This is a genomic window from Janthinobacterium sp. YR213, from assembly GCF_900099875.1.
Taxonomy (GTDB): domain Bacteria; phylum Pseudomonadota; class Gammaproteobacteria; order Burkholderiales; family Burkholderiaceae_D; genus Janthinobacterium; species Janthinobacterium lividum.
Map to the genome: position 1 here is coordinate 697,710 of NZ_FNDA01000002.1, position 26,834 is coordinate 724,543.

Annotated in this window: 23 protein-coding genes and 1 pseudogene; 11 read left to right on the top strand and 13 right to left on the bottom strand. The window is 61.3% G+C overall.

Going from position 1 to position 26,834, the window contains the following annotated elements:
* The first annotated feature begins 57 nt into the window (after positions 1 to 57).
* The 3 genes from BLT98_RS12340 (at position 58) to BLT98_RS12350 (ending at position 3,106) form a co-directional block, all read left to right on the top strand.
* Entirely contained in the window at positions 58 to 1,302 is a 1,245-nt protein-coding gene (locus tag BLT98_RS12340) for a lipopolysaccharide biosynthesis protein (RefSeq protein WP_070254293.1), read from the top strand.
* Positions 1,303 to 1,439: 137 nt separating this feature from the next.
* Entirely contained in the window at positions 1,440 to 2,282 is an 843-nt protein-coding gene (locus BLT98_RS12345; RefSeq protein WP_092608084.1) for a GNAT family N-acetyltransferase, read from the top strand.
* Between the two features lie 77 nt (positions 2,283 to 2,359).
* Complete coding sequence (locus tag BLT98_RS12350) at positions 2,360 to 3,106, top strand: alginate O-acetyltransferase AlgX-related protein (protein ID WP_092608087.1); 747 nt, start codon at positions 2,360 to 2,362, stop codon at positions 3,104 to 3,106.
* On the opposite strand, the gene BLT98_RS12355 is transcribed toward BLT98_RS12350, so the two are convergent.
* From BLT98_RS12355 to BLT98_RS12370, 4 genes are all read right to left on the bottom strand, one after another.
* The gene (locus BLT98_RS12355) at positions 3,103 to 4,401 is read right to left on the bottom strand and encodes a hypothetical protein (protein WP_092608090.1); all 1,299 of its coding nucleotides are present in this window, start codon (positions 4,399 to 4,401) and stop codon (positions 3,103 to 3,105) included. The two genes, BLT98_RS12350 and BLT98_RS12355, sit on opposite strands and share 4 nt — an antisense overlap.
* 61 nt (positions 4,402 to 4,462) lie before the next feature.
* Complete coding sequence (locus BLT98_RS12360; protein ID WP_070254288.1) at positions 4,463 to 4,801, bottom strand: DMT family transporter; 339 nt, start codon at positions 4,799 to 4,801, stop codon at positions 4,463 to 4,465.
* Between the two features lie 99 nt (positions 4,802 to 4,900).
* Positions 4,901 to 5,875 (bottom strand): glycosyltransferase family 2 protein, encoded by a 975-nt coding sequence (locus BLT98_RS12365; RefSeq protein ID WP_092608093.1) that lies wholly within the window; start codon positions 5,873 to 5,875, stop codon positions 4,901 to 4,903.
* 145 nt (positions 5,876 to 6,020) lie between these two features.
* Positions 6,021 to 6,914 (bottom strand): sulfurtransferase, encoded by an 894-nt coding sequence (locus BLT98_RS12370; protein ID WP_092608096.1) that lies wholly within the window; start codon positions 6,912 to 6,914, stop codon positions 6,021 to 6,023.
* 213 nt (positions 6,915 to 7,127) lie between these two features.
* On the opposite strand from BLT98_RS12370, the gene dnaE reads away from it, so the two are divergent.
* Entirely contained in the window at positions 7,128 to 10,667 is a 3,540-nt protein-coding gene (dnaE, locus tag BLT98_RS12375) for a DNA polymerase III subunit alpha (protein ID WP_092608099.1), read from the top strand.
* Between the two features lie 63 nt (positions 10,668 to 10,730).
* Here dnaE and BLT98_RS12380 read toward each other — a convergent pair whose 3' ends face one another.
* The 4 genes from BLT98_RS12380 to BLT98_RS12395 form a co-directional block, all read right to left on the bottom strand.
* Entirely contained in the window at positions 10,731 to 10,961 is a 231-nt protein-coding gene (locus tag BLT98_RS12380; protein ID WP_034786466.1) for a DUF6139 family protein, read from the bottom strand.
* A gap of 122 nt (positions 10,962 to 11,083) precedes the next feature.
* Positions 11,084 to 12,082, bottom strand: a complete 999-nt coding sequence (locus BLT98_RS12385; protein WP_092608102.1) for a VirK/YbjX family protein — start codon at positions 12,080 to 12,082, stop codon at positions 11,084 to 11,086.
* Between the two features lie 46 nt (positions 12,083 to 12,128).
* Entirely contained in the window at positions 12,129 to 12,683 is a 555-nt protein-coding gene (locus tag BLT98_RS12390; protein ID WP_070281447.1) for a universal stress protein, read from the bottom strand.
* A gap of 88 nt (positions 12,684 to 12,771) precedes the next feature.
* Positions 12,772 to 13,593: a MipA/OmpV family protein gene (locus BLT98_RS12395; RefSeq protein WP_092608104.1), complete on the bottom strand. Its 822-nt coding sequence runs from the start codon at positions 13,591 to 13,593 to the stop codon at positions 12,772 to 12,774.
* A gap of 157 nt (positions 13,594 to 13,750) precedes the next feature.
* Between BLT98_RS12395 and BLT98_RS12400 the strand changes: the two genes are divergently transcribed.
* The 4 genes from BLT98_RS12400 (at position 13,751) to BLT98_RS12415 (ending at position 18,135) form a co-directional block, all read left to right on the top strand.
* A complete protein-coding gene (locus tag BLT98_RS12400; protein ID WP_070254281.1) occupies positions 13,751 to 14,437 on the top strand; it encodes a response regulator in 687 nt (228 codons plus the stop codon).
* The gene (locus tag BLT98_RS12405) at positions 14,434 to 15,822 is read left to right on the top strand and encodes an ATP-binding protein (RefSeq protein WP_081345478.1); all 1,389 of its coding nucleotides are present in this window, start codon (positions 14,434 to 14,436) and stop codon (positions 15,820 to 15,822) included. Before BLT98_RS12400 ends, BLT98_RS12405 begins: the two co-directional genes overlap by 4 nt.
* Positions 15,823 to 15,941: 119 nt before the next feature.
* Complete coding sequence (locus tag BLT98_RS12410; protein WP_070254279.1) at positions 15,942 to 17,537, top strand: ATP-binding protein; 1,596 nt, start codon at positions 15,942 to 15,944, stop codon at positions 17,535 to 17,537.
* Entirely contained in the window at positions 17,524 to 18,135 is a 612-nt protein-coding gene (locus BLT98_RS12415) for a response regulator transcription factor (RefSeq protein ID WP_034786674.1), read from the top strand. The genes BLT98_RS12410 and BLT98_RS12415 overlap by 14 nt, the downstream gene beginning before the upstream one ends.
* A gap of 15 nt (positions 18,136 to 18,150) precedes the next feature.
* Here the strand turns inward: BLT98_RS12415 and BLT98_RS12420 are convergent, their stop codons facing one another.
* The 4 genes and pseudogenes from BLT98_RS12420 to BLT98_RS12435 form a co-directional block, all read right to left on the bottom strand.
* Positions 18,151 to 19,251, bottom strand: a complete 1,101-nt coding sequence (locus BLT98_RS12420; RefSeq protein WP_070254278.1) for a glycosyltransferase family 9 protein — start codon at positions 19,249 to 19,251, stop codon at positions 18,151 to 18,153.
* Between the two features lie 35 nt (positions 19,252 to 19,286).
* A complete protein-coding gene (msbA, locus tag BLT98_RS12425; RefSeq protein ID WP_092608106.1) occupies positions 19,287 to 21,020 on the bottom strand; it encodes a lipid A export permease/ATP-binding protein MsbA in 1,734 nt (577 codons plus the stop codon).
* 46 nt (positions 21,021 to 21,066) lie between these two features.
* A complete protein-coding gene (locus BLT98_RS12430) occupies positions 21,067 to 22,284 on the bottom strand; it encodes an O-antigen ligase family protein (RefSeq protein WP_070254276.1) in 1,218 nt (405 codons plus the stop codon).
* 252 nt (positions 22,285 to 22,536) lie between these two features.
* Positions 22,537 to 23,775 (bottom strand): annotated as a pseudogene (locus BLT98_RS12435) (malic enzyme-like NAD(P)-binding protein); the annotation flags it as partial.
* Between the two features lie 206 nt (positions 23,776 to 23,981).
* Here BLT98_RS12435 and BLT98_RS12440 point away from each other — a divergent pair.
* The 3 genes from BLT98_RS12440 (at position 23,982) to BLT98_RS12450 (ending at position 26,217) form a co-directional block, all read left to right on the top strand.
* A complete protein-coding gene (locus BLT98_RS12440) occupies positions 23,982 to 25,007 on the top strand; it encodes a LacI family DNA-binding transcriptional regulator (RefSeq protein WP_034786474.1) in 1,026 nt (341 codons plus the stop codon).
* Between the two features lie 126 nt (positions 25,008 to 25,133).
* Positions 25,134 to 25,613, top strand: coding sequence for a hypothetical protein (locus BLT98_RS12445; RefSeq protein WP_052140504.1), 480 nt, complete (start codon positions 25,134 to 25,136; stop codon positions 25,611 to 25,613).
* Positions 25,614 to 25,677: 64 nt separating this feature from the next.
* Positions 25,678 to 26,217, top strand: a complete 540-nt coding sequence (locus BLT98_RS12450) for a hypothetical protein (RefSeq protein WP_226939445.1) — start codon at positions 25,678 to 25,680, stop codon at positions 26,215 to 26,217.
* Here the strand turns inward: BLT98_RS12450 and BLT98_RS12455 are convergent.
* Positions 26,193 to 26,819: a LysE family translocator gene (locus BLT98_RS12455; protein WP_092608110.1), complete on the bottom strand. Its 627-nt coding sequence runs from the start codon at positions 26,817 to 26,819 to the stop codon at positions 26,193 to 26,195. The two genes, BLT98_RS12450 and BLT98_RS12455, sit on opposite strands and share 25 nt — an antisense overlap.
* Positions 26,820 to 26,834 lie beyond the last annotated feature (15 nt).

Genomic DNA, 26,834 nt, shown 5'->3' on the forward strand with positions numbered 1-26,834 from the left:
GCACCTCGTGTCTTGCGGTACCGGTGGATGGATATATTTACTTTCTAAAGAAGAAACATGGAAAATTTGAATCAGCTTGACAAGCACAATGGCGAAAACGTTGTCAATTATGTTAAAGCCTTGCGTGACGCGCGCAAGTGGATTGGCGCCGCCACGATAGCGGTTATGGCCATCGCCGTGTCCGGTGCCTTGTATCTGGGGCAGTATCGTAGCGAAGGCTTCTTGCAGTTTGGCGGTCCGATTCCCTTGCCGCTGGAGACGCTGGACAAGGACAAGGACAAGGATCCGAAAAAGGACAAGGACAAGGAAGGTAATCCGGGTATCGTATTGGCGGATTACAAACGCTATGCCGCCGCCTTCAGTACCAGCGAGCGCTTTGACGCTTTTGTGCAGGCGAACAAGCTGCAGGGAGTCGACGGTATCGGGGGACTGCGCAAGGCCATGGCCAGCGGTGACGGATTCAGCAAGATGGTGGAGCCGATTTTCCCCTTCACCAAGATGGATGCCAAGGAGCTGATGGAGCAACCCAAGGATGGCGGCAATAATGTAATTGGTTTGCGTATTTCCTATGCCGCAGGCAGTGCCGAGAGCGCCCAGCGCATGGTAGGCTTGTTGGGGCGCTATGCCATCGACAGCATCATCTACTCCAATTACTCCGATGTGCTGCGTTTCAAGCACATTGAATTATCGGCCAAGATCACCAAGCTTGATAACGACATCATCAGCATGAATGAACGGCTGGAGATGTATCAGCGCAAAGGCGTGGTGCTCAAGAAAATCGTGGGCAGTTACCCTGAAGCGGCGAACAAGTCGGCAACCTCGGTGATTTCAGTCACGGAAGACAGCGCCCGTTATTTGTCGCCCATTACCCATCTAATGTCCGGCGAAGTGGAAGCCTTGAGCACCAGCGAAACCATCATCCGCCTCAAGCGCGAGCAGGCGCAGAGTATTCTGTTGCGCGAGTACTACGACCAGGCCAAGAGTCTGCTTGATACCAACCAATCGGGCGAAGCGCTGCTGCGCGGCCTTGAAGCGGTGAAGGAAGGCGTCTTCAAGACCAAGAACCTGAACGATGAAGTGGTCAAGGAAGTGTATAACATGATCACGATTGATAACCAGCGCTCCATCAATTTGTATCTGGAAAAGAGCCGCTTCATCGCCGGCCCTACCTTGCCTGAGAAACGCAATATCCGCATGTCCGCGGTATTGTTGCTCAGTCTGCTATTCGGCTTCTTCCTGTCCTCGGCGATCGTTTTGCTGCGTAAATGGTGGGCGCTGAATATGGATGGCGTTCGTCCTTGAGTGGAACGCGGCAGTCGCTAGGTGCCTGGCAGCTGTTTTGGCCGATGCATGCATCGGTTGATGGCATCTGCTGGGCGTGCCGCCGCGAATGCCGTCTGCTGCCTCTTCTCACTGTTCATGTTGGAGCGGATTAACTCATGGAATCGTCGAAAATGGTTCATGCAGAGGGCGTGACAATCACACTCTCCACGGTGGCATCCGAGGCCTTGAAAGCGTTGTTTTGGGAGGTTTTTTTCCAAAGTAAAAACCGTGGTGTGACGCTGCAGCGTCATTTTCCCTGGCTGTCGGCGGCACCGAACGGCGTGATTCTTGCCGAAGCGCGCATCGGCACGGTGACTGTCGGCGGACTGGTGTTGCGGGAAAAACAGTATCAGCTGGGTGAGCGCACCCTCCGTATCGCGATGATCGGCCTGGTCTGCGTGGCACAACGGGAACGCGGCAAGGGTATCGCCAACAGCATGCTGGAAGCCATTGTTGCCCATGCGAGAGAACAGCAGTTCGATTACCTGACGCTGTGGACCAGCCAGTATTCGGTGTATGAAAAGCATGGCTTCCAGGTGGCGGACCGCTGGATGTATGGCTGGGTCAGGGGGGGCGAGGGCAACGATCAGCAGCCATTCGAGCCCGATAGCAACCTTGTGCCCGACACCAGCTTGCCCTTGCCGCCGTTTGCGCGCGCCGTATATTGCTATCGCGATCCCGTGTGCTCGATGGTGGTGCTGGAGGATACCCATGGCGCCATTGTCACGGCATACGACGGCTTGCCTGCTGCGGCCGCCTCGGCGATGGTGCGCCATCTCCCCTCTTGCTGGCGCCTGAACGTGCTTGCACAGGATGCGATTTTGCATGAGTTGCAGCTGCATGGCAGGACGCTCGAGCTGGCCCCCGTCCGGCTCCAGATGTGGCTCCCACTGCGCGATGTCCTGCCAGTGGAGCAGCTGCTCGATCATGTGACGTTCCCGGTGCTGGATAGAATTTGACGCAATCCCGCTGTTCGACAATACTTGCAGGCTTTTGCTTCAAGTAGATTCCAGTCGAGATTGATATCGGGCGTCCGGTGGAAACGGCGAAATATGACTTTGATACGGGCCGTCTGCTGGAATCGGGCGGGAATCCGGAAGTGGGCGCGCCGCGCACGCCGGTGCTTGTCAAATCACCCAATGCGCTGAATCGAAAGAAAGTGCTGTGGCTGCGCGATTCTTTCGGTACGGCCATGTCGCCCTATATGGCAGCGACGTTCAGCGAAACCTTGCAGATTCATTATGGGGTGACCGATGCCGCCATGGTGGTGAAGCTGGTGCAGAAGTATCAGCCCGATTATGTGTTTTTCACCGTTGTCGAGCGCGATGCGAGAGCTCCCCGCTTCGAGCAGGCGCCGCCCCTGCATGTGACGGCCAGGCCGGCCAACTTCGTGGCCATGGCGCGCGGCACGGAGTCCTCGGCAAATGACTTGGCAGCCGTGCCTGCTTCCCGGGCTTACCGGGTCACCGGTGGCGATGCTTTCCTGACGTTCAAGCTCGCACCGGCAGTACGCGCCGCCGAGGCGTCCAGAGTGACGTTTAACCTGGGTTGCGACGACAAGTCCGTGGCGGTGCCGGTACAACTGTTCTGGCACGCTGCGGACGGTCATCCGGGCGAAGCGCTCAGCGTACGTTTCATGGCTACGCCTGGCAGCAACTCCATCGATCTGGCGACGCTGCCGGCATGGCAGCCAACGGCCATGATCGCCGGCTTGCGCATTGACCTCGATTCTCCCGATGCTTGCTCGATGCTGACGATCGATGCGGTGGCGCTTGGCCGCTAGTGTTTGGCCTGGCTGGCGCGTGCTGCCAGCCAGATGATGATGGACAGGCTGGTGGCAATGATGCACCAGTAGATATAGCGGAAATCGGCTGACGGCACGCTCGCCAGGTAGCCCAGGAAGTAGCCGAGCGCCGAGGCGTTCAATGCCAGTATCTGGGTCTTCTCCAGCGACGGCCGCATGCGCCAGCCAAGCACCATCATGGCGATGGCCAGCAGCAGCCAGGAATACGGCTTGAAGAGTTCTCCGAGCGGCGTGACCTGGCTGCCTTCGACATAGGCTTGCATCAGGTGCGCCAGTTTCGGATTGTCCAGTTTGATTCCCAATTCATTGTCCATGATGCCTGGGTGCCAGGCATAGTAGGGTTCCAGCGTGGGCGAGCGCAGGAAATACAGGAATGCTCCGCCCTTGATCTGCAAGTACGGCAGCGGATGCTCGAGGATGGTCTTTTTCCATAAGGCGTGGGCCTCCGTATGCGGCATGCCGGCAAACAGGCTGCCGCTGGGGTCGTAACCCTTGCGTACAAAGCACATCGCCCGCTCATATTGGATAGGCATGGGTGAGCAGGCGGCATTGTCTTCAGGCTTTACCCAAGGCATCAAGTTTTCGCCCGTCATGAAGGCGATCCTGGCCACCTCATCCCCCATCGTTAATGTTTCAAAGTGTTTTCTTTCCGCGTGCAGGACGTTGTAGCTGAGAACTGACGTGGCCAGGGGCAGGGTGGCCGACAGCAGCACGCTCAGGATCGCCATTTGTACGATGGATCGTGTCGGCCAGAAGTGGCGCAGCGCACAGTAGATGAGGGGCACGATGGCCAGGATGGCATTGTGCCTGACTGCGGAGGCATAGAAGATGAAAGGGATGGCCAGGGCGGCGACTCGCCAGTTCTTGGTCCTTGTATACAGCAGTCCCGTTGCCACGAGCAGGGCGAAAGCCATGCCCACGTCTTTCCACAGTACACCGGCAAAATTGACGACCCATGGCAGTAGGCACATGGCGGGAATCAGCAGGGCCCAGCCACGCTGTGCCATATTGCCGTACCAGATCAGGATGCCCGCTGCCAGCAAGGCGAGGTGCAGCAACAGCAGGCTTTGCGGGCCGGAAACCAGGTACAGGCACAGATGCCACACGTAGGACATGATGGCGGGATTGCTATCCGTATAGTATTGATTCAGTGCCGTCTTATATTGCACCATGGAATCATATGACATGAAGCCGGGAGCAAAGCAGAACCAGATGACAGCCAGGACGATGGCTGTCAGGGCAATGGCCAGGGGAGTGAAAACCTGATTTTTCATGGGTAACTTCAAATTCGAGCAAGAGAATGGACCAGCACCGTGGGTGGCGGCGACAGGGTGCTTATGCCTTTGTGGCAACAAGGATGCCGACGATGATCAGCGCGACACCGATCATGTATTGGGTTTGGAAACGTTCGCCAAAGAGAAAATGGCTGCCGATCGGCACCAGTACAAAGGCCAGCGCCATCAGCGGGTAGATTCGGCCCAGTTCGATGCGCTGCAATACCCAGACCCAGGCCAGCGTCGTCAATCCATAGAGGCAGATGGCCGCCGACAGTGCGGCCAGGGTTTTGACGGAAAAAAAGCTGCCGCTCTGCAGCAATCCATTGGCACTGATTTTAAACAGGATTTGCCCGGCTGCGATGCCAAGCACACATAACAGGGCCACGATGTAAGTCATTCATTTATCTCCATAGAGTTGCTGGGGGTGATCTCCCGTGCGCCATACCCCGCACGGGCGCAGCCTGTAGTGTGTCCGTCAGGCAATGCCATCACGCCTTCACTTCCTGCCGCGCCGAATGCGGTGGAACGGTTTTTTAGGGATCGAGCTGATATCGTGTCCGAGAAAGGCCAGGATTAATTGCAGGCCGACAATCACCGGCAAGCCTGACAGCATGACTGTCCCTGCCGAGGCGGGCATGGCGTCATGGACGGAATGCAGCCATTGCGTCGCACCAAACACGCATCCGAAGGCAACCATCAGGACACCGATGGGCAGTTCAATGGAGGCAATGGACAGGTCCCGCAAGTAATAGTTGTAGAAAATGCGTTTGAAGAAATTGCGCAGATGTTTGGCAAAAAATTCCAGCACCACCTGGGAAATCTTCAGGTTGCTGACCTCATCGCCATATTTTGCATCCATGGGGATATCAGCGACGACGGCGCGCAATGTATTGAGGCGAAACAGGATGTCAGTTTCAAAAAAATAACGGCGGCTGATTTTCTGCATCGGCAGGTGGCGCACCACCTCGCAGTGGATGGCGGTGTAGCCGTTGGTCGGATCGAAGATATCCCAGTAGCCGGAGGAAATCTTGCTCATGAAAGACAGGATCGCGTTGCCAAAAAGACGCATCTTGGGCATGCTGCGCACGCTTTCCAGATCGTAGAAGCGGTTGCCCTTGGTGTAGTCGGCTTCGCCAGCAACAATGGGCGCGATAAAGTCGGGAATGCATGCGGGATCCATCTGGCCATCGCCATCGACCTTGACGATGATATCCATGCCGTCGTCCAGTGCGGCGCGGTAGCCTGTCATGACGGCGCCGCCGACGCCCTGGTTTTCTGCATGACGCAACACGACCACGCGCTTGTCGCTGCAGTGCTCCTCGACCAGGTCGCCGGAGTGGTCCGGACAGCAGTCGTCGACGACATAAATTCGGCTCACTTCGGCGCCAATCTGACTGATGACAGAGAGGATATGCCTATCGACCTTGTAACTGGGTATGACGACCGCAATGGCCAAGCCTTGTTTTGTCATCTTGTTATTGCTTGTCTTTACTAATGGTGGCGTTCCCGGAATCGGGCAATATTGTGAATTATGACATGCGCAGTTGGCGCGCCTCTGGCGCTGGCGGGGAGTGGCGCTGTCGCGCGCCACCAGGCGCGCATGGGCAAGGCAGGGACTAGTTCTTGTTGCCGTAGCAATGCGGGCAAGACACCTCATACACGTATTCCGGCGCCAGTTGCTGGCGCGGCGTGACGACGGCGCGGCAGACGAAACACTGCACCGTTTCCGTCGGTTCCAGTTTCGGGTTCAGCGCCGTGCGGTAGTCGAAGACGAAGCAGTCGCCTGTGTAGTGCTCGCCGCCTACTTCCTCGAAATATTTCAAGATGCCGCCGTCGAGCTGGTACACGCTGTCGTAGCCGATTTCCTTCATGTGGATGGCGGCCTTTTCGCAGCGGATGCCGCCCGTGCAGAAGGTGACGACAGTCTTGCCTTCCAGTTCATCCTTGTGGGCGGCCGCCACGGCCGGGAATTCCGTAAACTTGTCGATGCGGTAATCAAGCGTGTTGTTGAACGTGCCCACGTCCACTTCAAAGGCGTTGCGCGTTTCCATCATGACCACGGGTTTGCCCGCATCGTCGACACCGGCGTCGAGCCAGCGCTTGAGCGTATGCGCATCGACGGACGGGGCGCGGCCCAGTTCCGGCTTGATCAGCGGCATGCGCATGGTGATGATTTCTTTTTTCAGCTTGACCAGCATGCGCTTGTGCGATTGCTCGTTCGACAAGCTTTCCTTCCATTCCAGATCGGCCAGACGTTCGTCGCTGCGCACCCAGGCGAGGAAGGCATCGATATGCTCGCGCGTGCCCGACAGGAACATATTGATGCCTTCCGGCGTCAGCAGGATCGTGCCCTTCAGTTCCAGCGCCAGGCATTGCTCCTGATACAAGGGGCGCATGGCTTCCGTATCGGCTAGCGTGATGAATTTATACGCGGCGATATTGACAAACGAGGCGGCCAGCGGGCTGACGGCGGCGGAAACGGCGGGTGTGGCAGGGGTGATGGCTTGCATGATGGCGATCGGGTTAGACTGAACAGCCGATATTATAAGCCCGACAGGCCAGGCAGGATACCCGGCCAGCCACGTTTTGCCGTGCCGGCGGGCTGTGCACGGCAGGAATTTCTTGCCCGCAACCGAGGGCCGCACCGCCGGTCCGGGGCCGCGACGCGGTAGAATAGACCCCATTGAATTTTGCACGAAACGGTACACAGGATGGAAATGGTAATGCAAGAGGCCGGCGCTCCGGCAGGTTCACAGCAAGCGATGCAGCCCGGTCCTGCCTTCGTCCACTTGCGCGTGCACTCGGAGTACTCGATCGTCGATGGCCTGGTGCGCATCGACGACGTGGTCAAGGCGGCGGCAAAGGACAAGCAGGTGGCGCTGGCCGTCACCGACCTGTCGAACCTGTTTGGCATGGTCAAGTTCTACAAGGAGGCGCGCGGCAAGGGCATCAAGCCCATCGTCGGCGTCGACGTGTGGATCACGAATGACGACAACCGCGAAAAACCGTCGCGGCTGCTGCTGCTGGCGAAGAACCGCATGGGCTATCTGCAGCTGTGCGAACTGCTGTCGACGGCCTGGCTGACGAACCAGTACAAGGGCCGCGCCGAACTGCGCATCGAGTGGCTGCAGGCGCTGGCGACGAATACCTACGACCTGTACCCGGGCGAAAGCGCGGCGAATGGCTTGATCGTGCTGTCCGGCGCGCACTTTGGCGATGTCGGCACGGCCATCGAGAATGGCAACCTGGCCCTGGCCGAGCGCAATGCGCAGCGCTGGGCCGAGATTTTTCCCGGCCATTTCTATATCGAAATCCAGCGCGGCGGCCAGGCCAACCAGGAGGCGCAGGTGCGCCATGCGGTGGCCCTGGCGGCCAAGCTGGGTTTGCCCGTGGTGGCCACGCATCCCGTGCAATTCATTTCCCCTGAAGAATTTATTGCCCACGAAGCCCGCACCTGTATCGCCGAAGGCGAAATGCTGGCCAACGCCAAGCGCGTGAAACGTTTCAACGACAGCCAGCGCTTCCTGTCGCAGGCCGACATGGCGGAACTGTTCGCCGACCTGCCGGCCGCGCTGGCCAATTCCGTGGAAATCGCCAAGCGCTGCAACCTGACCCTGACCCTGGGCAAGCCGCAGTTGCCGAACTTCCCCACGCCGGATGGCATGACGATCGACCAGTTCCTCGTTGCCGAGTCGCAGGCCGGCCTGGAAAAACGCTTATTGCAGCTATATCCGGATCCCGAGCGCCGTGAAAAGGAGCGCCCGCGCTACGAGTCGCGCTTGAAATTCGAGACGGACACGATTTGCAACATGAAATTCCCCGGCTACTTCCTGATCGTGGCCGAATTTATTCAGTGGGCCAAGGAAAACGGCGTGCCCGTCGGCCCGGGCCGCGGTTCGGGGGCGGGTTCGCTGGTGGCGTATTCGCTGCTCATTACCGACCTTGATCCATTGCAGTACAACCTGCTGTTCGAGCGCTTCCTGAATCCCGAACGCGTCTCGATGCCCGACTTCGATATTGACTTTTGCCAGGAAGGGCGCGACCGCGTCATCCAGCACGTCAAGGATTTGTATGGCAAGGAGGCGGTCTCGCAGATCGCCACCTTCGGTACCATGGCGGCCAAGGGCGCGATCCGCGACGTGGGCCGCGTGATGGATTTCGGCTACAACTTCTGCGACGGCATCTCCAAGCTGATCCCGTTCAAGCCGGGCAAGCCCGTGTCGATCGCCGACGCCATCGAAGAGGAACCGCTGCTCAAGGAGCGCCTGGAAAACGAGGAAGAGGTCAAGCAGTTGCTGGACCTGGCGCAGCAAGTCGAAGGTATCACGCGCAATATCGGCATGCACGCGGGGGGCGTGCTGATCGCTCCGGGCAAGCTGACGGATTTCTGCCCGCTGTACACGCAGGGCGGCGATTCCGGCGTCGTGTCGCAGTACGACAAGGATGACGTGGAAGCCGTCGGCCTTGTGAAGTTCGACTTTTTGGGCCTGACTACGCTCACCATTCTCGACCGCGCCGTGCGCTATATCAAGCAGCTCGATCCGGCGCAGGCGAACTTCGACCTGGCGACCTTGCCGCTGAACGACAAGCCGTCGTACGATTTGCTGACCAAGGCCAAGACCGTGGCCGTGTTCCAGCTGGAGTCGCGCGGCATGCAGGGCATGCTGAAAGACGCGCGTCCCGACCGTTTCGAAGACATTATCGCGCTGGTGGCGCTGTACCGTCCGGGCCCGATGGATCTGATTCCCGATTTCTGCAAGCGCAAGCACGGTGAGCGTTTCGACTATCCCGATCCGCGCACGGAATCGATTCTGTCCGAAACCTACGGCATCATGGTGTATCAGGAGCAGGTGATGCAGATGGCGCAGATCGTCGGCGGCTACTCGCTGGGCGGCGCCGACATGTTGCGTCGCGCCATGGGTAAAAAGAAAGCCGAAGAGATGGCCGAGCACCGCGAGATCTTCCGCGCCGGTGCCGCGAAAGATGGCTTGACGGCGGAAAAGGCCGACGAGATCTTCGACTTGATGGAAAAGTTCGCCGGTTACGGTTTCAACAAATCGCACGCCGCCGCCTATGCCTTGCTGTCGTACCACACGGCCTACCTGAAAGCGCACCACACGGCCGCCTTCATGGCCGCCAACTTGTCGCTGGCCATGGACGACACGGACAAGATCAAGATCCTGGTGGAAGACTCGCTGGAAATCTGCAAGCTGACCTTGTTGCCGCCGGATATCAACGAATCGGACTACCGCTTCACGCCAAGCGGCGCGGCGCCGTCCGTGAGCGGCAAGAAAGTCACGCAGATCCGCTATGGCCTGGGCGCCGTGAAAGGTTCCGGCCAGAACGCCATCGAAGCCATCATCGCCGCGCGCGAGGCGGGCGGGCCGTTTACGAGCCTGTTCGACTTCTGCAAGCGCGTGGACAAGAAGCAGATCAACCGCCGCACCATCGAGTCGCTGATCCGCAGCGGCGCCTTCGACTGCCTGAAGGTCGACCGCGCCATCCTGCTCGCGTCCGTGGCGTTCGCCATGGAGTGCGCCGACCAGGCCGCCAAGGCGGCGAACCAGGTGAGCCTGTTCGGCGGCGACGACAGCGACATGGTGGCGCCGCCCGAGTACGTCAAGGTGCCCGTGTGGACGGACAAACAGCGATTGACGGAAGAGAAGATCGCGCTGGGCTTCTACCTGTCCGGCCACCTGTTCGATTCGTATGCGCCCGAGGCGCGCCGTTTTGCGCGCACGAAATTGTCGGAATTGTCGCCGTCGCGCGAACCGCGCATGATGGCGGGCGTCATCACGGGCTTGCGCACGCAGATGACGCAGCGCGGCAAGATCCTCATCGTCACCCTGGATGACAAGAGCGGCACGGTGGAAGTGACGGTGTACGGCGAATTGTTCGACTCGAACAGGAAAATCTTCAAGGAAGATGAATTCCTGGCCGTCGTGGGCAAGGTGTCGGAAGACCGTTTTTCGGGCGGCTTGCGCATCACCGCCGAGAGCGCCTTCGACATCATCGCCGCGCGGGTGCAGTATGGCCGCCAGCTGGGCCTGACCTTGCCGGCCACCCTGGATGCCAAGCGCATCCGTGAGGTGATCATGCCGCACCGCGCCGAGACGGGCTTGCCGATTGCCGCACGGGTCAGCCCGCAAGGCGTCAGTTGCGTGCTGCAGTTTGGTGACGAGTGGAAAGTGGCGCCATCGGATGAGTTGCAGATGGCGCTGGAGCAACTGCTGGGTGCGCAAGAAGTGGCGGTCGAATACTGACCGGCACCGCCCGGCGCATACAACAAAGCCAAACCGCGGACACGCTGGTTTGGCTTTTTTCGTTTACATGTCTTTCAGGCCCGTGATCGCATAGCCCTTGGCGGCGATCTGCTGGTGCGGCTGTTCGATATGGTAGTTGGGCAAGGCCTGGGCATCGTCGGCCACTTCGCTGGCGCGTACTTCCAGCTGCCAGTCGGTATTGGTAACTTCTTCCGGAATGAGCTTTCCTTCCGGCACGGCGAGGTAGGAAAAAATGCCGTCGTGCTCGGCCCGGCGGTAGATGTCTACGCGCATGACTTGCCTCCTAGTAAGCGTTGGGGGAACCGGCGCACCACATGTGCATACCGATAGCGCTAGCGTAACAGGATTGTGCCGCGCACGGGTTGAAGCGTGTGCCGCAGGAGGAGGGGCGGTGCTCAGGCGGCGGCGGAAGCGTAGTCTTCGTCGTCCATATCTACCGCTTGCCGTGCCTCGTTGGCGGCTGCCGCAGTGCCTGCCGTGGCGACCTGCAGCGGGCTGCGATGGGCGTCGAGGCCGCTACGCAGGCTGCCGATCATGGCCAGCGTCAGTTCGTGGCGTTTGCGTGCTTCCGAGCGTTTTTTTGACGGAATGTCTTCCAGGGCAGGCAGGGGCAGATTTTCGCATGGCAGCTCAAAATCGCCATCCTTGCGTGCCTGGGCGCCAAGTTCTTGCCAAAGGGCATTGTAGTCGGCGAACAAACGGCCCTTTTTGGCGGAATGGTGGACGGCGCGGTTGGCGTTACCTACAAGTACCATGTTGCGGCAGCCATGTTCATGTCCCAGCTGGCGCACCAGGCGCACCATCAGGGCCTTGGGGCGCATGCCATGCAGATCGCGCGTGGCCTCGCGCACGCGGCGCAAGCCTTCCGCACCGCGCGGACCCTGGATGCAACCGATGCCCACGCCCATGCTGGCGCGCGCGCGGGAACCGAAGAAGGTAAAGGCGACCGAGTAGATCACGTCATCGCCATGTGCCAGTTGCAATACCATCTCGCCTTCGCGGTCCATCGGTTGTAGCGAACACAGCTGCAGGTGGTAGGGCGCGCCCGATTTTCCCGGTACGGTACCCAGGCGCACGGGGGCGCGCGCCGCCTGCGTCATCAGCTTGCCCCAGCCTTGTTGCAGGATGAAATGATAGTGCTCGACCAGCAAGGCGACGCGCTGGCGGCACGACAGGTTCGTGCTCAGGTAGTGGCGGTACACCTTGTGCATCATGCGCGGATAGGCTTGCAGCAAGTCCTGGAACACGGGATGGGAATTGAGCAGCTGCAGCCAGATGCGTGTCTGCCGGTGCTGCAGCTGTGCCCGCAATTGCAGCTTGAGCAGCTCGCGCACGCGTGACATGCCTGGCGGCATATTGCTCAGGCCTGCGTGCAGGGTAATGGCTTGTGTCATCAAAGGGTTCCATGTGTATGTGGATGGGCCTGGCGCCGGCGGCGCTTCAGGCAGGCGGCGGTCCGCTCATGCCGTCGGTATCGGCCAGCAAGACCGTGGCGCTACGCGTGGCGCGCGCCAGCCTGCGTGCCAGCGCTCCGGCAAAGCGGCGCTGCCAGGGACTGTGCCGCAGGGCCGGCAGGACGATTTCGTGGCAGCCGAGCAGTTCAGCCGTATCGAGGATCGTAAACAGCAGCTCGCCGGCGACAATATGCGTGCTGAAGGCGAGCTGCGAACGGCTCAGATACAGTCCCGCCTCGTGCATCATCTGCTGCGTGGCCGGGTCCAGCGCATGGCATGCGCCGGCGCTGTGCCTGGGCAAGCCATCGGCCTGGCGCGGTGGCGCCGCTGTCACGTGCAGCAGGCTGACGCTGACCTGGATGCCCCATTCCTGCAAGCGCCTGGCGTAGCGCGCGCCGTAGATGATGTCGCTGGCGCGCTTGACGGGCAAGAGCAGCAGCAAGGTATCCTGGCCCGGCTTGCCGCCCGCGCCCGCGGCGCTGTCTGGGGCGCGGTGACGTTGCGGGGCAAGGCGCGATGCATGCATGGAAGGGATGGCCATAGTCGGAAAACCGTCTCATGTTATCCATGCCACCCCCCTGTGTAAATTGGCGAAACAGCGTACGGGTTCCCCTTATGTCGTCCCGGTCTTAATAGCGGTAGGTGACATACACGGCGCCGATCGGCGATGTCTTGCGCTGCACGATGGGGCTCTTGGCCGCGTCGCCCAGGCGGCTCTCGACGCCGACCAGGGTATTGATGCCCCAGCGCGCATCGAAGCGGTGCTCCCAGTTGATGGTGGCCTGTGCTTCATAGAAACCGCCCTTGGGCGTGTATTGCTTGAACGAGGTATTCGCCGCCTGGGTGGCCGTCACGCCATACATGGTCTGCACGTACTTGCGCTCGCCCCAGCCCAGCTGGCCGCTGATGTTCACGCTGTCTTGCTGCACGCCCTTGGCATCGGCCCGGCCGTAGATCTGGCCTGTCGCGCCGAAATGCACATTGGCGCCGTTTTCGCGGTTCGACAGGGGAATGTCGCTCGACACGCTCAACGACAGGCCCGGCAAGGGCGAATAGCCCGCGCTGAGCAGGGCGCTGGCGTTGCCCTTGACTTCGCCCATGCCCTTCAGATAATCGCTGCCGCCCCAGCCGTTGGCACCATTGCGCTTGTGGTCTTCGCGATTGCCGCGGTAGCCCAGCGCGGCGCTGTAGCTGAAGGGGCCTGCCTGGCCGCCATAACCGATGCCGCGCGAAGTGCTGAAGAACAAGCCATTGGCCATGGCGTAGTCGAGGATGATTAGCGGCGAGGCCGACAGCTTGTCAGCGCCGGAATAGCTGGACACGGCAGCGACGCCGCCGCCGATGGTGAAGACATTTTCCGACGCCGGTTCGGCCGCCGCGGCGGCCAGGGGATTCAAGCTCAGGCCGCAGGCCAGTGCCAGCGAAGTCAACAAGGTTGTAGATGCGTGCATGGAGTTTTCCGTCAGGTGGAGAACCGAGTCCGGAGTGGCTCGATTGACAGCCGACAGTATTCATCCTTGCCATGAAGGAAAAATGAGCCTTTTATTAAGATTGGATGAAGAACGCTTCTTTACCCATTCTTCAGCTTGCGGTGGTTTAATACTCCCCATGAAGATACTGCTGATTGAAGACGATATGGACCTGGGCAATGGCGTGCGGATTGCCCTGCGCGACCAGGGCATGCAAGTGGTCTGGGTGCGCAGCCTGGAGGATGCGGCGCGCAGCATCGAGCACGACAGTTGCGAACTGGTGCTGCTGGACCTGGGCTTGCCCGATGGCGATGGCCTCGATTTGCTGGCCCGGCTGCGCGCGGCGCGCCTGCCGGTGCTGATCCTCAGCGCCCGCGATACGCTGGAACAGCGCTTGCGTGGCCTGGACGGTGGCGCCGATGACTACCTGGTGAAGCCGTTCGTGCTGGCCGAGCTGCTGTCGCGCGTGCGCGCCCTGGCACGCCGCAGCTATGGCTTCGATGGCGACACCATCGAATTGCGCGGCTTGCTGCTGCAAGTGCCCACGCGCAGGGTCAGCGTACATGGCCGTCCCGTGGAGCTCACGGCCAGTGAATATGCCCTGCTGAAGACCTTGCTGATGCGTGCCAACCGGGTCATCACGCGCCGCGTGCTGGAAGAGCACATCCTGCCCGGCGGGCTGGCCAATGCCAGCAATACCCTGGATGTGCATATGGGCAACCTGCGCCGCAAGATAGGCGAAGGTTATATCCGTACCGTGCGCGGCGTTGGCTATGTCATCGACCAGCAGGGCGAGACATCCCCCCCGCCGGGTGCTGGCGCATGATGGGGCGTTTCTGGGCCATGCTGCGCCGGCCTACCCTGGTGCGCCGCCTGATGATGGCGCAAATGCTGATGCTGACCGTGCTGTGGAGCCTGGCCGTGGCGTATGTGCTGTTCGAGGGGACGAGCGAAGCGAGCACGGTGAGCCGCGGCGTCCTGCACGCCATTATCAGCGTGGCCGATAACCTGGCCGAGCAGCCGCAGCGCCAGGAGCAAAGCTTGCGCGCGATCGACGAAGCCTTGCGCGAGGAATTTGAAATGGGCCAGGTACCTGAGCTGGCGCCGCGCATCCTGGTCTGGCGCGAAGGCAAACTGGTCTACAAGTCCCCCGCGGCGCCCAGCGGCATCCGCAGCGCCGGCCCCGAGCAGATGGAAGTGGTGTACATCAAGGGCCAGGCCTGGCGCAGCCGCAGCCTGGCCGAAGGGACAACCCGCGTGACCGTGCTGGAAGTGGGGGGCGCCTGGCAATTTTTCGTCACGATCAATTCACGTGGCTACTACCTGCTGCCGTTGCTGATCAGCCTGCCGTTCCTGCTGGTGCCGGCCTGGCTGTCGATCCGCCTTGCCATGCGCCCGTGGCGCAAGGTGGCGCAGGAGGTGGCGGCGCGCGGGCCGCAGGATTTGCGTCCGCTGGCGTTCAAGCCGCCGCATGGCGAACTGGCGGCGCTGGTCGACAATATCAATGCCCTGCTGCAGCGGGTCGATGCCAGTGCCTCGCGCGAACGCAGCTTCATCGCCGATGCCACGCATGAGCTGCGCACGCCGCTGGCGGCCATGCGCGTGAATGTCGAGGCTTTGCAGGGGCAGGCGCATGATGCACGCCAGCAAGAGCTGTTGGACGGTATCTTGAACAGCGGCAACCGGGCCGCGCGCCTGGTGGGCCAGCTGCTGCAGCTGACGCGCAGCGAAGTGCAGGCGGGCGGGGGCGAGTTGCCGCGGCGGCAGGCGCTCGATACCTTGCTGCAAGACCGGCTGGCGGCCCTGTCCGGCCTGGCCCAGGCGGGCGATATCGAACTCGAGTTGCAAGCCAGCGTTTCGCTCAGCGTGGCCGGACAGCGCGAGAGCCTGGTCTCGCTGATCGACAATCTGGTGGAAAACGCCATCAAGTACAGCCCGCGCGGCAGCAGCGTGACGGTGTCGCTGCACGCGGAGCGAGGCCAGGCCGTGCTGCATGTGGCCGATCAGGGGCCGGGCATCGCGCCGGCCCTGTATGAACGCGTGTTCGACCGCTTTTTCCGCGCGCCGCAGCAGGTGCAGCCAGGCAGCGGCCTGGGCTTGTCCATCGTCGCTTCCGTCGTGCGCCAGCACGGCGGCACGATTCAGTTGCACAGAGGGAATGGCGGCCTGGGCTTGCTGGTGGAAGTGCGCTTGCCGTTGGCCGAAGCCTGACGCCGCCTGCGTGCCTTGCGATATTGCATGAAAATTATTTCATGTGCTTATAACGCAAGTTGGCATGGCGTGGCGCACGCTTGCGATGCATAATGCGGGACAGTTAAAAAAACACCGTTATGCGCCTATTTCTGTCCCGCTACCTGCCGTATCCCGCCTTTGTCGGCTTGTATCTGCTGTTTGACTGGGCCACGTATATTGACCCGATGTACGGGCTGAACATCACCCCCTGGAATCCCGATCCCGCGCTGGGCCTGGTATTTTGGCTGATCCACGGCCGCAAGGCGGCGCTGCCGTGGTTTATCGCCCTGGTGGCAGGCGAGGTACTGGTGCGCGGCATGCCGGCAGGCTTGCCCCTGACCTTGCTCTGTTCGGCGTGGCTGGTGCTCGGCTATGGCAGTATGGGCGCAGTCTTGCGCCGCAGTTTCAGCAGCAGCGACATCTTCGACAACCGGCGCCGCCTGAGCGCCTGGGTCGCCATCGTGCTGTTTGGCACCGTGCTCAATGCGCTCGGCTATATTTCCCTGCTGTCGCTGACGGGACGCATCCCGGCCGGCGAATGGGGGACGGCAGTCTGGCGTTTCGGCATCGGCGACATGGTCGGCATGCTGGTGTCGATGCCGCTGATCTGGGTGCTGTTCAGCGAACGGGGGCGCGAGCGCCTGCATGCCGCCGTCTGGCGCTGGGAAACCCTGGCGTATCTGGCACTCGCCAGTTTTGTGCTGTGGAGCCTCTTCGGTTCCATCGTGCGTTCCGAATACAAGCATTTCTACTTCCTGTTTCTCCCCGTGATCTGGGCCGCCTCGCGCCAGGGATTGCATGGCGCCGTGCTGGCCGTGTTTGTATTGCAACTGTGCATCATCACCCTGGTGAAATGGACGCATGCGGTCGATATCCAGTTTTATGAATTGCAACTGCTCGATGCCGTGCTGGCGCTGGTGGGATTTTTTATCGGCATCGTCGTCGATGAGATGCGCCAGGTGGCCGACGAACTGAAACACACGCTGCGCCTGGCGGCCGCAGGAGAGATGGCGGCCGCGCTCGCGCATGAGCTGAACCAGCCGCTGACGGCCTTGTCGACCTATGGCAAGGCGTGCGAATACTTGCTGGAGCGGGGCGAGACGGGCGCCTTGCTGCAGGGCGCGGTGGGGCACATGATCGTGGAATCGGGACGCGCCGCGGACGTGGTGCGCCGCCTGCGCGACTTTTTCCGCACGGGCGCGATGCAGCTTGAAGCGGTGGAGGCGAGCGCCTTGATCGAGGGCATGGCGCGCCAGTTCACGCCGCTGTTCCATGAACATGGCATCGAACTGGTGCTGGTGCCGCCGTCGCCGCTGGCCGTCAACGCCGACCGCCTGCAGATCGAGCTGGTGTTGCGTAATTTATTGGCCAATGCGCAGGATGCGGTGATGGGGCAGCCGCGCGGACGGCGCCGCATCACAGTCTCGGCCGAGCGGCTCGAAGGCGGGCGGCTGCGCCTGTCCGTGGAAGATAGCGGCCCCGGCATTTCCAATAGCCTGGCGGCGCGCCTGTTCGAACCGTTTGTCTCGAGCAAGGCCAGCGGCCTGGGTCTGGGGCTGGTGCTCAGCCGCAGCATCGTCGAAGCGCATGGCGGCCAGCTATGGGCCGAAGTGGGCAAGCATGGCATTTTTCGTTTTGTCCTGCCCCTGGCGCGCGCCAGTGCGGCCGCTACAGGAGAGTATGGTGACAAGTAATTTGACGGTGTTTATCGTCGACGACGATCCCGCCGTGCGCGATGCGCTGGGTTTGCTGCTGGGCATACGCGGCTACCGCACGGCCCTGTTTTCCTGCGGCGAGGATTTCCTGCACAGCTGGCGTCCCGAGTGGGCTGGCTGCCTGCTGGTCGATATCCGCATGTCGGGCATGGATGGCCTGAGCCTGCAGCGCCGCTTGCTGGAGCTCAAATGCATGCTGCCCGTCATCATTATCACGGGACACGGCGACGTCGCCCTGGCACGCCAGGCCTTCAAGGCGCAGGCCAGCGATTTCCTGGAAAAACCGTTTGATCACGACAAGTTGCTGGCAGCTATCGATGAGGCGTTTTCGCGCGAGGCGCATGCGCGTGGCCAATTGCTGCGCCAGGTGGAGGGGCAAGCCTTGCTGCGCGCCTTGACGCCACGCGAGCGGGAAGTGATGCATCTGGTGGTGACAGGCCAGCACAACCGCGATATCGCCCCGGCACTGGGCATTTCCGTGCGCACGGTGGAAGTGCACAAGGCGCGCCTGATGGACAAGCTGGGCGTCGACAATGTGGCCGACCTGGTGCGCATCAGCATGCTGGGCACCGGTTAGCCACTGCAGCGTTGTCTAGGCGATGGTCTGCAATACCTGGTCGACCGAGATCGCCTTGACCCAGTCGCTGCGCCGCGCCACCGTGATGACGGTGCTGTTGGCGCTGTCGAACGGCGCCCATTCCGGATTCTTCTTGCGCATCAATGCCACCACCGGCACATGCACGGCGTTCGCCAGGTGCATGATCGATGTTTCCACCGAAATGATCAGGTCGCATTGCGCCAGCATGGCGGGCAGCTGGAAAAAGTTGTCGACAGCGCTGAAGGCTTGCGTGCGCGGCAAGCCACGCGCCTGCACGACGGCATCGACCTTGGCCAGTTCCTGCGGCATGGCATTGATCAGGAAGCAGGCATTTTTCCACTTCGGCATCGCTTGCATGCGCGCGATCAGCTCGGCGATGCGTTCCAGCGGCCAGCCGCGCTTGTGCGACTTGGCAAACGGGTTCAGGAGTACGAGCGGACCCTGGCGCGGGGCAAAGCCCCAGGTGGCCAGCTGCGCCTGCGCTTGCTGCAGCGCCTGCTCGGGAATGTGCACGAAGGGATAGCGTTCGGCCACGGGAATGTCGATTCCCGTCAATTGATGGAACCAGTCCGCATACACGCTGCTGATATGGTGCTCGCCGGCATCCTGTCCCGCATACGAGGCCAGCACGGCATCGATCTTGCGATAGGCCAGGTAATGCCAGGGACGCAGTGGGCTGAACGGCTTGCGCGTGCCGATCACCAGCCCGTTCGGGCTGATCGCGCGGGCAAGATCCGCGTACTGCTGTGGCCGTACGTGGGCCAGTGACACGACGACAGGATAGTGTTCCGCCTTGGCTTCGCGCAGTGACTCTTCGTAGAGCGCCGGGCTGTAGGTCTTGCGGTACACCTTGGCGAACAGGCCAGACTGCTCTACCCAGTCATACAGCGAATAGGTGCGCAGGCTTTCCCATTGTTTCGCGTCGGACGTGCGGCGCACTTCGTCGACCCACAGGTGGATCTGAATATGGGGATAGGCCGCGGCGAAGGCGCGGAAGCCGTTTTGCAGGTAGGTAAAGTCTCCCAGCGCCAGATGGGCGATGAAAAGAATTTTGTCCGACTTTTGTAGAAGTTCGGCGGGAATCAAAGGCGTCATGTATCAGTACGATTTCAGGTATTCATTCGATGGTGTCAAGCCACTTGCTGGGAAAATTGCAGGCGATGCAGATTGGCATAGGCGCCATTGGCATCCAATAATTGCTGGTGACTGCCGGTTTCCATTATTTTCCCATGTGACAATACCACGATACGGTCCGCACGTTCAATTGTTGATAGGCGATGCGCAATAACGAGGGTGGTTTTACCTTGCATCAGATGTTCCAGCGCCGCTTGCACGGCCCGTTCCGCTTCCGTATCCAGTGCCGAGGTCGCTTCATCGAGGATCAGGATGGGCGCATCCTTGTAGATCGCGCGGGCGATGGCCACGCGCTGGCGCTGGCCGCCGGACAGGCGCGAGCCGTTGTCGCCCAAGCGCGTTTCCAGGCCGTCGGGCAAGCCGTCGATGACGTCCGACAGGAAGGCGGCGGCCGCAGCCGCTTCGATGCGTTGCCGGTCCGGCGCCGCATCGCCATACGCGATATTGGCGGCCAGGGTATCGTCGAACAATACGACTTGCTGGCTGACCATGGCGATCTGGCTGCGCAGGCTCGTCAGGGCGATGGTATCGATATTCTGCCCATCGAGCAAGATCTCGCCACTGCTGGCCGAGTAAAAGCCGGGCAGCAGGCTGACCAGGGTTGATTTGCCGCCGCCGGACATGCCGACAAAGGCGATCGTTTGTCCTGGCGCAATGCTCAGATCGATGTGTTGCAGCGCCGGTTCCGGATGTCCGGGATAGGCAAAGCTCACGTCCCTGAACTCGATGCGGCCTTTGCTGCGCCCGGCGAGCGGCTGGCCGCCCGTGCGCTCCGGCGTCTTGTCGATCAGCAAAAAGACTTCTTCCGCGGCGGCCATGCCGCGCTGCAGAGGGCCGTTGACTTCGGCCAGTTGCTTCAAGGGCGTCAGCAGCATCAGCATGGCCGTGATGAAGGACACAAACCCGCCGACCGTGATCTGCCCCTGCTCCGACTGGAACAGGGCCATCACGATGACCAGGGCCACGGCGGCGGCCGTGATCACCTGCGTGATGGGGACGGTGGCGGAAAAAGTGGTGGTCATGCGCATGCTGTAGCGGCGCAATTGCTCGGCACGCTCTTCGAAGCGCGACTTTTCGTAGTCCTGGCCGCCGAAGATCTTGATCACTTGCTGGGCGCGCGTGGTTTCCTCGATGACCTGGGTCAGCTCCGCGTTGACGGCCAGGGAGTCGCGGTTGAGTTTTTTCAGGCGCTTGCCTGTGGTGCGCACGACGATGGTCAGCAGGGGCAGCAGCACCAGGGTCACCAGCGTCAGCACCCAGTTCAGGTACAGCAGCCACGCCAGCAGGCCCAGCACGGTCAGCGAGGAGCGCACGATCGACGTAAACACCTTGGTCACCATCTCGATGATCTGCTGCACTTCGAACATGATGGAGTTGATGACTTTGCCCACCGTGTGGGTGTTGTAGAAGTCGATGGGCAAGTTGAGCATGCTGGCAAACATCCTGCGCCGCAACTCGTTGAGGATGCGCGTGGAGACATAGCTCATCAGGTAGCTGCTGGCAAACGTCGACGCGCCGCGCATGGCGAAGATGCCGATGACGATCAGCGGCACGAGCCAGAAGGAAAAATTCACCTTGCCGCCAAAGCCATTGTCGAGCAGCAGCTTGAGCGCATACGGCAGCAGCGGTTCCGTCGCCGCCGTGACGACCATCGCCAGCAAGGCCAGGGCCAGGTGTTTCTTGTAGGGCGCGTGCAGTGCGGTGAGGCGCTTCAGGTCGGGCGTGAGCATCGGTATGGTTCCTTGCAGGGGACAGCAAAAACGGTCAGGCGGAAGCTTAGGCAATGCGTTCTTGCTGGCGCAGCATGGCCCACAGTATCACCATCGGGAAGACCAGCATGATGATGCCGATATTCAGGGTGAGCGAGTTCGTCGTCAAGCCGAACGTGATATAGCAGGAAAGCAGGATGACGCCGGCCAGCGCATAGGGTTGTGTCGTTTGTCCATGTCCTGCCGCCCGCAGGGACTGGGTGAACAAGCGCAGCGGGAGGAAAAACAGCACCAGCAATGCTAACAGGCCCAGCATGCCGCGCTTGACCAGCGAATCGATATAGTCGTTGTGCGCATTCGTGAAGTCGCGCGCCACGGCATTCATCTTGCCTTCGGCTGCCAGCTCCTGCTTTTGCGCCAGATAGCCATTGCGGCCGATGCCCAGCAACAGGTTTTCATCCGACATGCGCAGCGCGGAGCGCCACATTTCCACGCGTTGGCCAACGGAAGAGTATATGTTGCCGGAATCATTGAAACTGTTCAGTTCATTGATGGCGGCGACGCTGCGCTCCCGCACCGGTGAGTTGGGGAGGGCATAGACGAGGGTGCCGAATACGACAAAGGCGGCTGCGACACTGAAAAGGTAACGTTTGCCGTGTTTTCTAGCATGATGCAGGGCGATGATGCAGACACAGATCGGCAATGCCAGCCAGCCGCCACGGCTACCGCTGATGATCGAACCGGCAATGCCAGCGATGCAGCCGCACAGCATCAGCACTGTCCACAGGCGCTGGCGCGATTGCGCGCGTGCCCACGTGACGCCGCATAGCGAGAGCATGCCCAGCAGCATGCTCACATTGCCATAATGGATGGCGTTGCTCGTGGCAGCTTGGGGACGAGCAATGTCATGGACAAAGAATTGCCAAAAAGCCAGTGCAGCGCCGCCGATGGCACCAATGGCAACACCGCTCCACCACGCTTCCGGCCGCGGCGGATAGGCAATCAGCAGCAGCAGCACGGGCGCGGCCAGCAGGGCCCGCAGGGGCATGTCGAGTTCGCGCGCCGGATCGGCGTGATACAGCATGTTGGCGGTAAAGATGAAGAAGTACAGCAGCAGCGTGCCGAGCATCAGGTAATCGCGGCGCTGCAGATTCAGACGGGGGCGTTTCCACAGCAGCCAGCTGCTGGCCAGCAGCAGCACCAGCGCGCCAAGGGAATATCCGCTGTTGACTGCCAGCGCCAATGCCGAAAAGAGAAAAACACAAACAGAGGTCAGGCCGAGCATGAATATCCTTGGTAACGCACGACGTCGCCATTATGGCAACTGTAGCAACATAAAGTAGGCGTCATTGTAATCGAAGGGGGCAGCAAAAACGGCACCCGGGAATTTACTCTTCGATAACTATATAGGCGGTCTCAAGGGGGAAATGAAAAAAACCATGGTTTTCAGCCATGGTTTTTTTGTAAGCAATGGTAACTTGCTGTTATTTTGCCAAGGCAGGATCGCCTGCCATGCGTATCAGGCGACTGCTGGCACGCGGGTGGCGACGCCGGTGGCGATGGCTGCTTGCGACACGGCAGGCGCGACCCAGCTGCGCAGACGCTCGTCGAACGGCGACGGTATCAGTTGCAGCGGCGTCAGGGCGCTGCTCTCGTGACCGGGCAGCGGCTCCTTGGCCAGCGCGGCGATGGCGCGCACGCAGGCCAGCTTCATTTCTTCATTGATGGTGGTGGCGCCCACGTCGAGCGCGCCACGGAAGATGTACGGGAAGCACAGCACATTGTTGATCTGGTTCGGGTAATCCGAGCGGCCCGTGGCGACGATGGCGTCGTCGCGCACGGCATGCACTTTTTCCGGCGCGATTTCCGGATGCGGATTGGCCAGGGCGAAGATCAGCGGCTTGGCGGCCATCGATTCGACCATCTGCGCGCTGACCACGCCGCCCTTCGAGACGCCGATGAAGATGTCGGCGCCAACCATGGCGTCGGCCAGGTCGCGGTCGCTCGTGTCGTTCGCGTAGCGCGCCTTGTTCTCTTCCATGCTGGCATCGCGGCCCGGGTAGATCACGCCCTGGCTGTCGCACACTTTCAGCAGCGACTTGTTCAGGCCCAGCGAGACGAGCAGGTCCAGGCAGGCGATCGACGCGGCGCCAGCGCCCGAGACGGCCACTTTGACGTTGCCGATGTCCTTGCCGACCAGTTCCAGGCCGTTCAGGATGCCGGCCGCGACGATGATGGCCGTGCCGTGCTGGTCGTCGTGGAAGACGGGAATGTTCATGCGCTTGCGCAATTGCTGTTCGATGTAGAAGCAGTCGGGCGCCTTGATATCTTCCAGGTTGATGCCGCCAAAGGTCGGCTCCATGCGCACCACGGTGTCGATGAACAGGTCGGGATCGTTCTCCGCCAGTTCGATGTCGAACACATCGACGTCGGCGAACTGCTTGAACAGGCAAGCCTTGCCTTCCATCACTGGTTTGCTGGCCAGCGGACCGATATCGCCCAGGCCCAGCACGGCCGTGCCATTGGTGATCACGGCCACCAGGTTGCTGCGCGACGTATAGATGCCGGCCGTGCGCGGATCTTCCACGATGGCTTCGCAGGCAAAGGCCACGCCCGGCGAGTACGCCAGGGTCAGGGCGCGGGCGTCGCCCAGCGGTTTGGTTGGCGTGACGGAAATCTTGCCTGCGCGGGGTTCCGCATGATAGGCGAGGGCGGCTTCTTTCAGGTTGAAGGTTTCGCCGTTCTGTTCGGCGTGCTTGCTGTGCGAAGTAGACATAGGAATTCTGTGAGGGGCAACCAGGCCCGAGTGGTAAGTCCGAGCCATGGTATGCAAGCGTTTGCACGCTGTCAAGGCTGGATTGTACTAAAGCCTGTCAAAACCGCTTTGGGCGTCGGCTTTATTTCAATGCAAGCGTTTGCTCGGTTTTTGACGGAATAGGGAATTTTTACGATAAAATCACGGTATTGCGATCCGGGAAGCCCATGACAAACAAGAACCCCACCTTAAGCGACGTCGCGCGGGCTAGCGGCGTGCACTTTTCCACCGTCTCGCGCGTGATGAACCCGGCAACGCGGCAAATGGTCAGCGCCGAGGTGGCCGCGCGCGTGCTGGCCGAAGCGGGCCGGCTCGGCTACCGGCCGAACCGCGCCGCCTCCACCCTCGTCACCCGCAAGTCGCGCATCATCGGCGTGGTCTTGCCCGACATTACCAACGCTGTCTTTCCACCGATCTTGCTGGGCATCGAGGAAGGCTTGCGCAAGCATGGCTACCTGGCCATCGTCGCCAATGTGGGCGCTGACGAGGAAGAGCAGCTGTTCGTCATCAACCGCCTGCTGGGACAGCAGGTTGACGGCCTGATTTTGGCTACGGCGCGGCGCGACGATCCCGTCATCAAGATGTGCATCGACCAGAATGTGCCTGTCGTTACCGTCAACCGCAGCGACGAGACGGGCGTCGCTTCCTGCGTCGTCAGCGACGACGTGGTCGGCATGCGTCTGGCGGTGGAACACTTGCTGGCGCTTGGCCACCGCCATATCGCGCACATCGCCGGCCCGGAAAACCTGTCCACGGGCCACGTGCGCCGCCTCGGTTTCCTGGCTGCCATCCAGGCCAGCGAACTCGATCGCTCGCAAGCGTTCGTGTTTGAAAGCAGCGGCTATTCGCGCGAATGCGGCAAGGCGGCCCTGCTGGAACTGCTGCGCCAGTCGCCGCGGACGACGGCCGTGGTGACGGGCAGCGACCTGGTGGCCCTCGGCTGCTACGACGCCATCCGCGAATTGGGTTTGAGTTGCCCCGAAGATATTTCCGTGGTGGGCCACAACGACATGCCCTACATGGACATGATCCGTCCGCCCCTGACCACCATCCGCATCCGCCACCACGGCATCGGCACGGAAGCGGCCCGGCTGATCCTGCAAACCATCGCTTCGCCCGATTCCCCGGTGCTCGACGTGCGCCTGAAACCCGAACTGGTGGTGCGCGAATCGACGGCGGCGCCGCGCGCCTGAGTCTGCCGCTTGTTGCCCTTCTTTTGCTGGAGTATGTTTAAATCTTGATATTGATAATGATCAAGATAACCCCATGCAGACGACATATAGGCGACAACGGCGGCATGCACAGCAGGGAGGCCGCTGATGCCGAAGAATTTCGGCATGCCTGGCAACGCCTGGCGCTATGCGCTGGGCAGTGACTATGGCTATTGCTCGCCCTTGCTTGACGGCATAGAGTTTGAAAACGAGTGGGTGACGATACGCGAATCGGCGATCCGCATCCGCGCCGGCTATGCCTGGGATGGCTGTTCGCCCTGTATCAGCGTGCTCGGCCTATTTTATGTGGGCACGCCCGATGGCGCGCAGCACCTGGGCTTGCCGGCGACGTATCATGCCAGCCTCGTGCATGATGTGCTGTGCCAGTGGCGCGCCGACATTCCCGTCACCCGCGCGCAGTCGATCGCCATTTTCCAGCAGTTGCTCCGGGAGGTGCGCTTCCCCCTGGCGGGGCTGTATGCGGGCGCCGTCTTCCTGTTCGGGCCACGGCGTGACTTCATGCGGCCTGGCGCGCGCGCCGCAGTGGCCGCGCCGCACCCGCCAGGGGCAACATTAAAGCGGCGCTAACGCCGCCGCCGACGCGCCATGATGTTAAACTGGCGGCCCTCAACGTATTTTGCCCTCCATCGCCATGACCAAAACCAACACGCCCTCCCCGAAACGCCGCGAAGAGGGCGTCGCCAAGCTGACCGTCAATCCCTTCCTCGATGCCGAGTTTTACGCGCGCATGCGTGATTACACGGAACGCGATGCGGCCATCATCAAGGAATTGAAAGCGATCGCCGAGATCCGCGCCGGCAACAAGCAGCCCGATCCCCGCCTGGCGCCGTCGCTGCAAGCACTGCGCGATACCGTCAAGAAAGGCCTGACGTTTGGCGAGATGCTCGAGCGCATGGCGGCCGGCAAGGAAAAAGGCTTGTGGGAACCGTGGATGACGACCTTCGGCATTGAAATCCGCGCCGTCAACTACGGCGCCGGCCCGCGCAACGCCTGCCTGGTGCTGGACCTGGCGGCGAATGCCCCCGCGCACGCCATGTTCGCCAAGGCCGGCATCCAGAACTGGCGCAGCCTGGCCGCCGACGATTGCTCCGTCGTGCGCTCGGAAAAGGCCACGGAAACCACGCCCTTGAAAGTGTATGCCGTGTTTTACCTGGATCCGCTGCCAGCCTGATCCGCTAGTAGCACCACCGCCAGCACGATCAGCATCGCGCCCGACAGCCGTTCCAGCGACGGCAGCGCGCGCGCAAAGCGCTGCCGCAGGGCGGTGCTGCCGATAGCCAGCGCCACCGCCATATCCCAGGCCAGCACGGCAAAGACCATCCACGCGCCATATGCGACCATCGCAGCGGTGTTTGTCTGCCTGGAGGCCAGCACGGTGGCCAGGCTGACGTAGAACAGCGCATTTTTCGGATTCAGGATGGCGGAGACAAACCCCATCACGACACCGCCGCGCCAGCGCGCCTTGCCGGTGGCGGGCTTGGCATCCAGGCCGCTCTTGCCCGCATGGCGCAAGAACAGCCAGCCCAGGTACAGCAGATAGGCGCATCCCGCCAGCCGCACCACCATGAATGCCGTACTGCCCGCCCGCAGCACCGACAGTCCTCCAAATGCCGCCACGATAAACACCGCATTGGCCACGGTAATGCCCATGCACGTGCCGGCGGCGGCGCGCCAGCCGTGGGCCAGCGAGGTGCGCGCGATCAGAAAAAAATCGGGACCGGGCGACAGCAGGGAAAGAAAGTGGGCGGCGGCGATCAATAAAAAGTCCTGCATGGCTTGCGCTCCGTA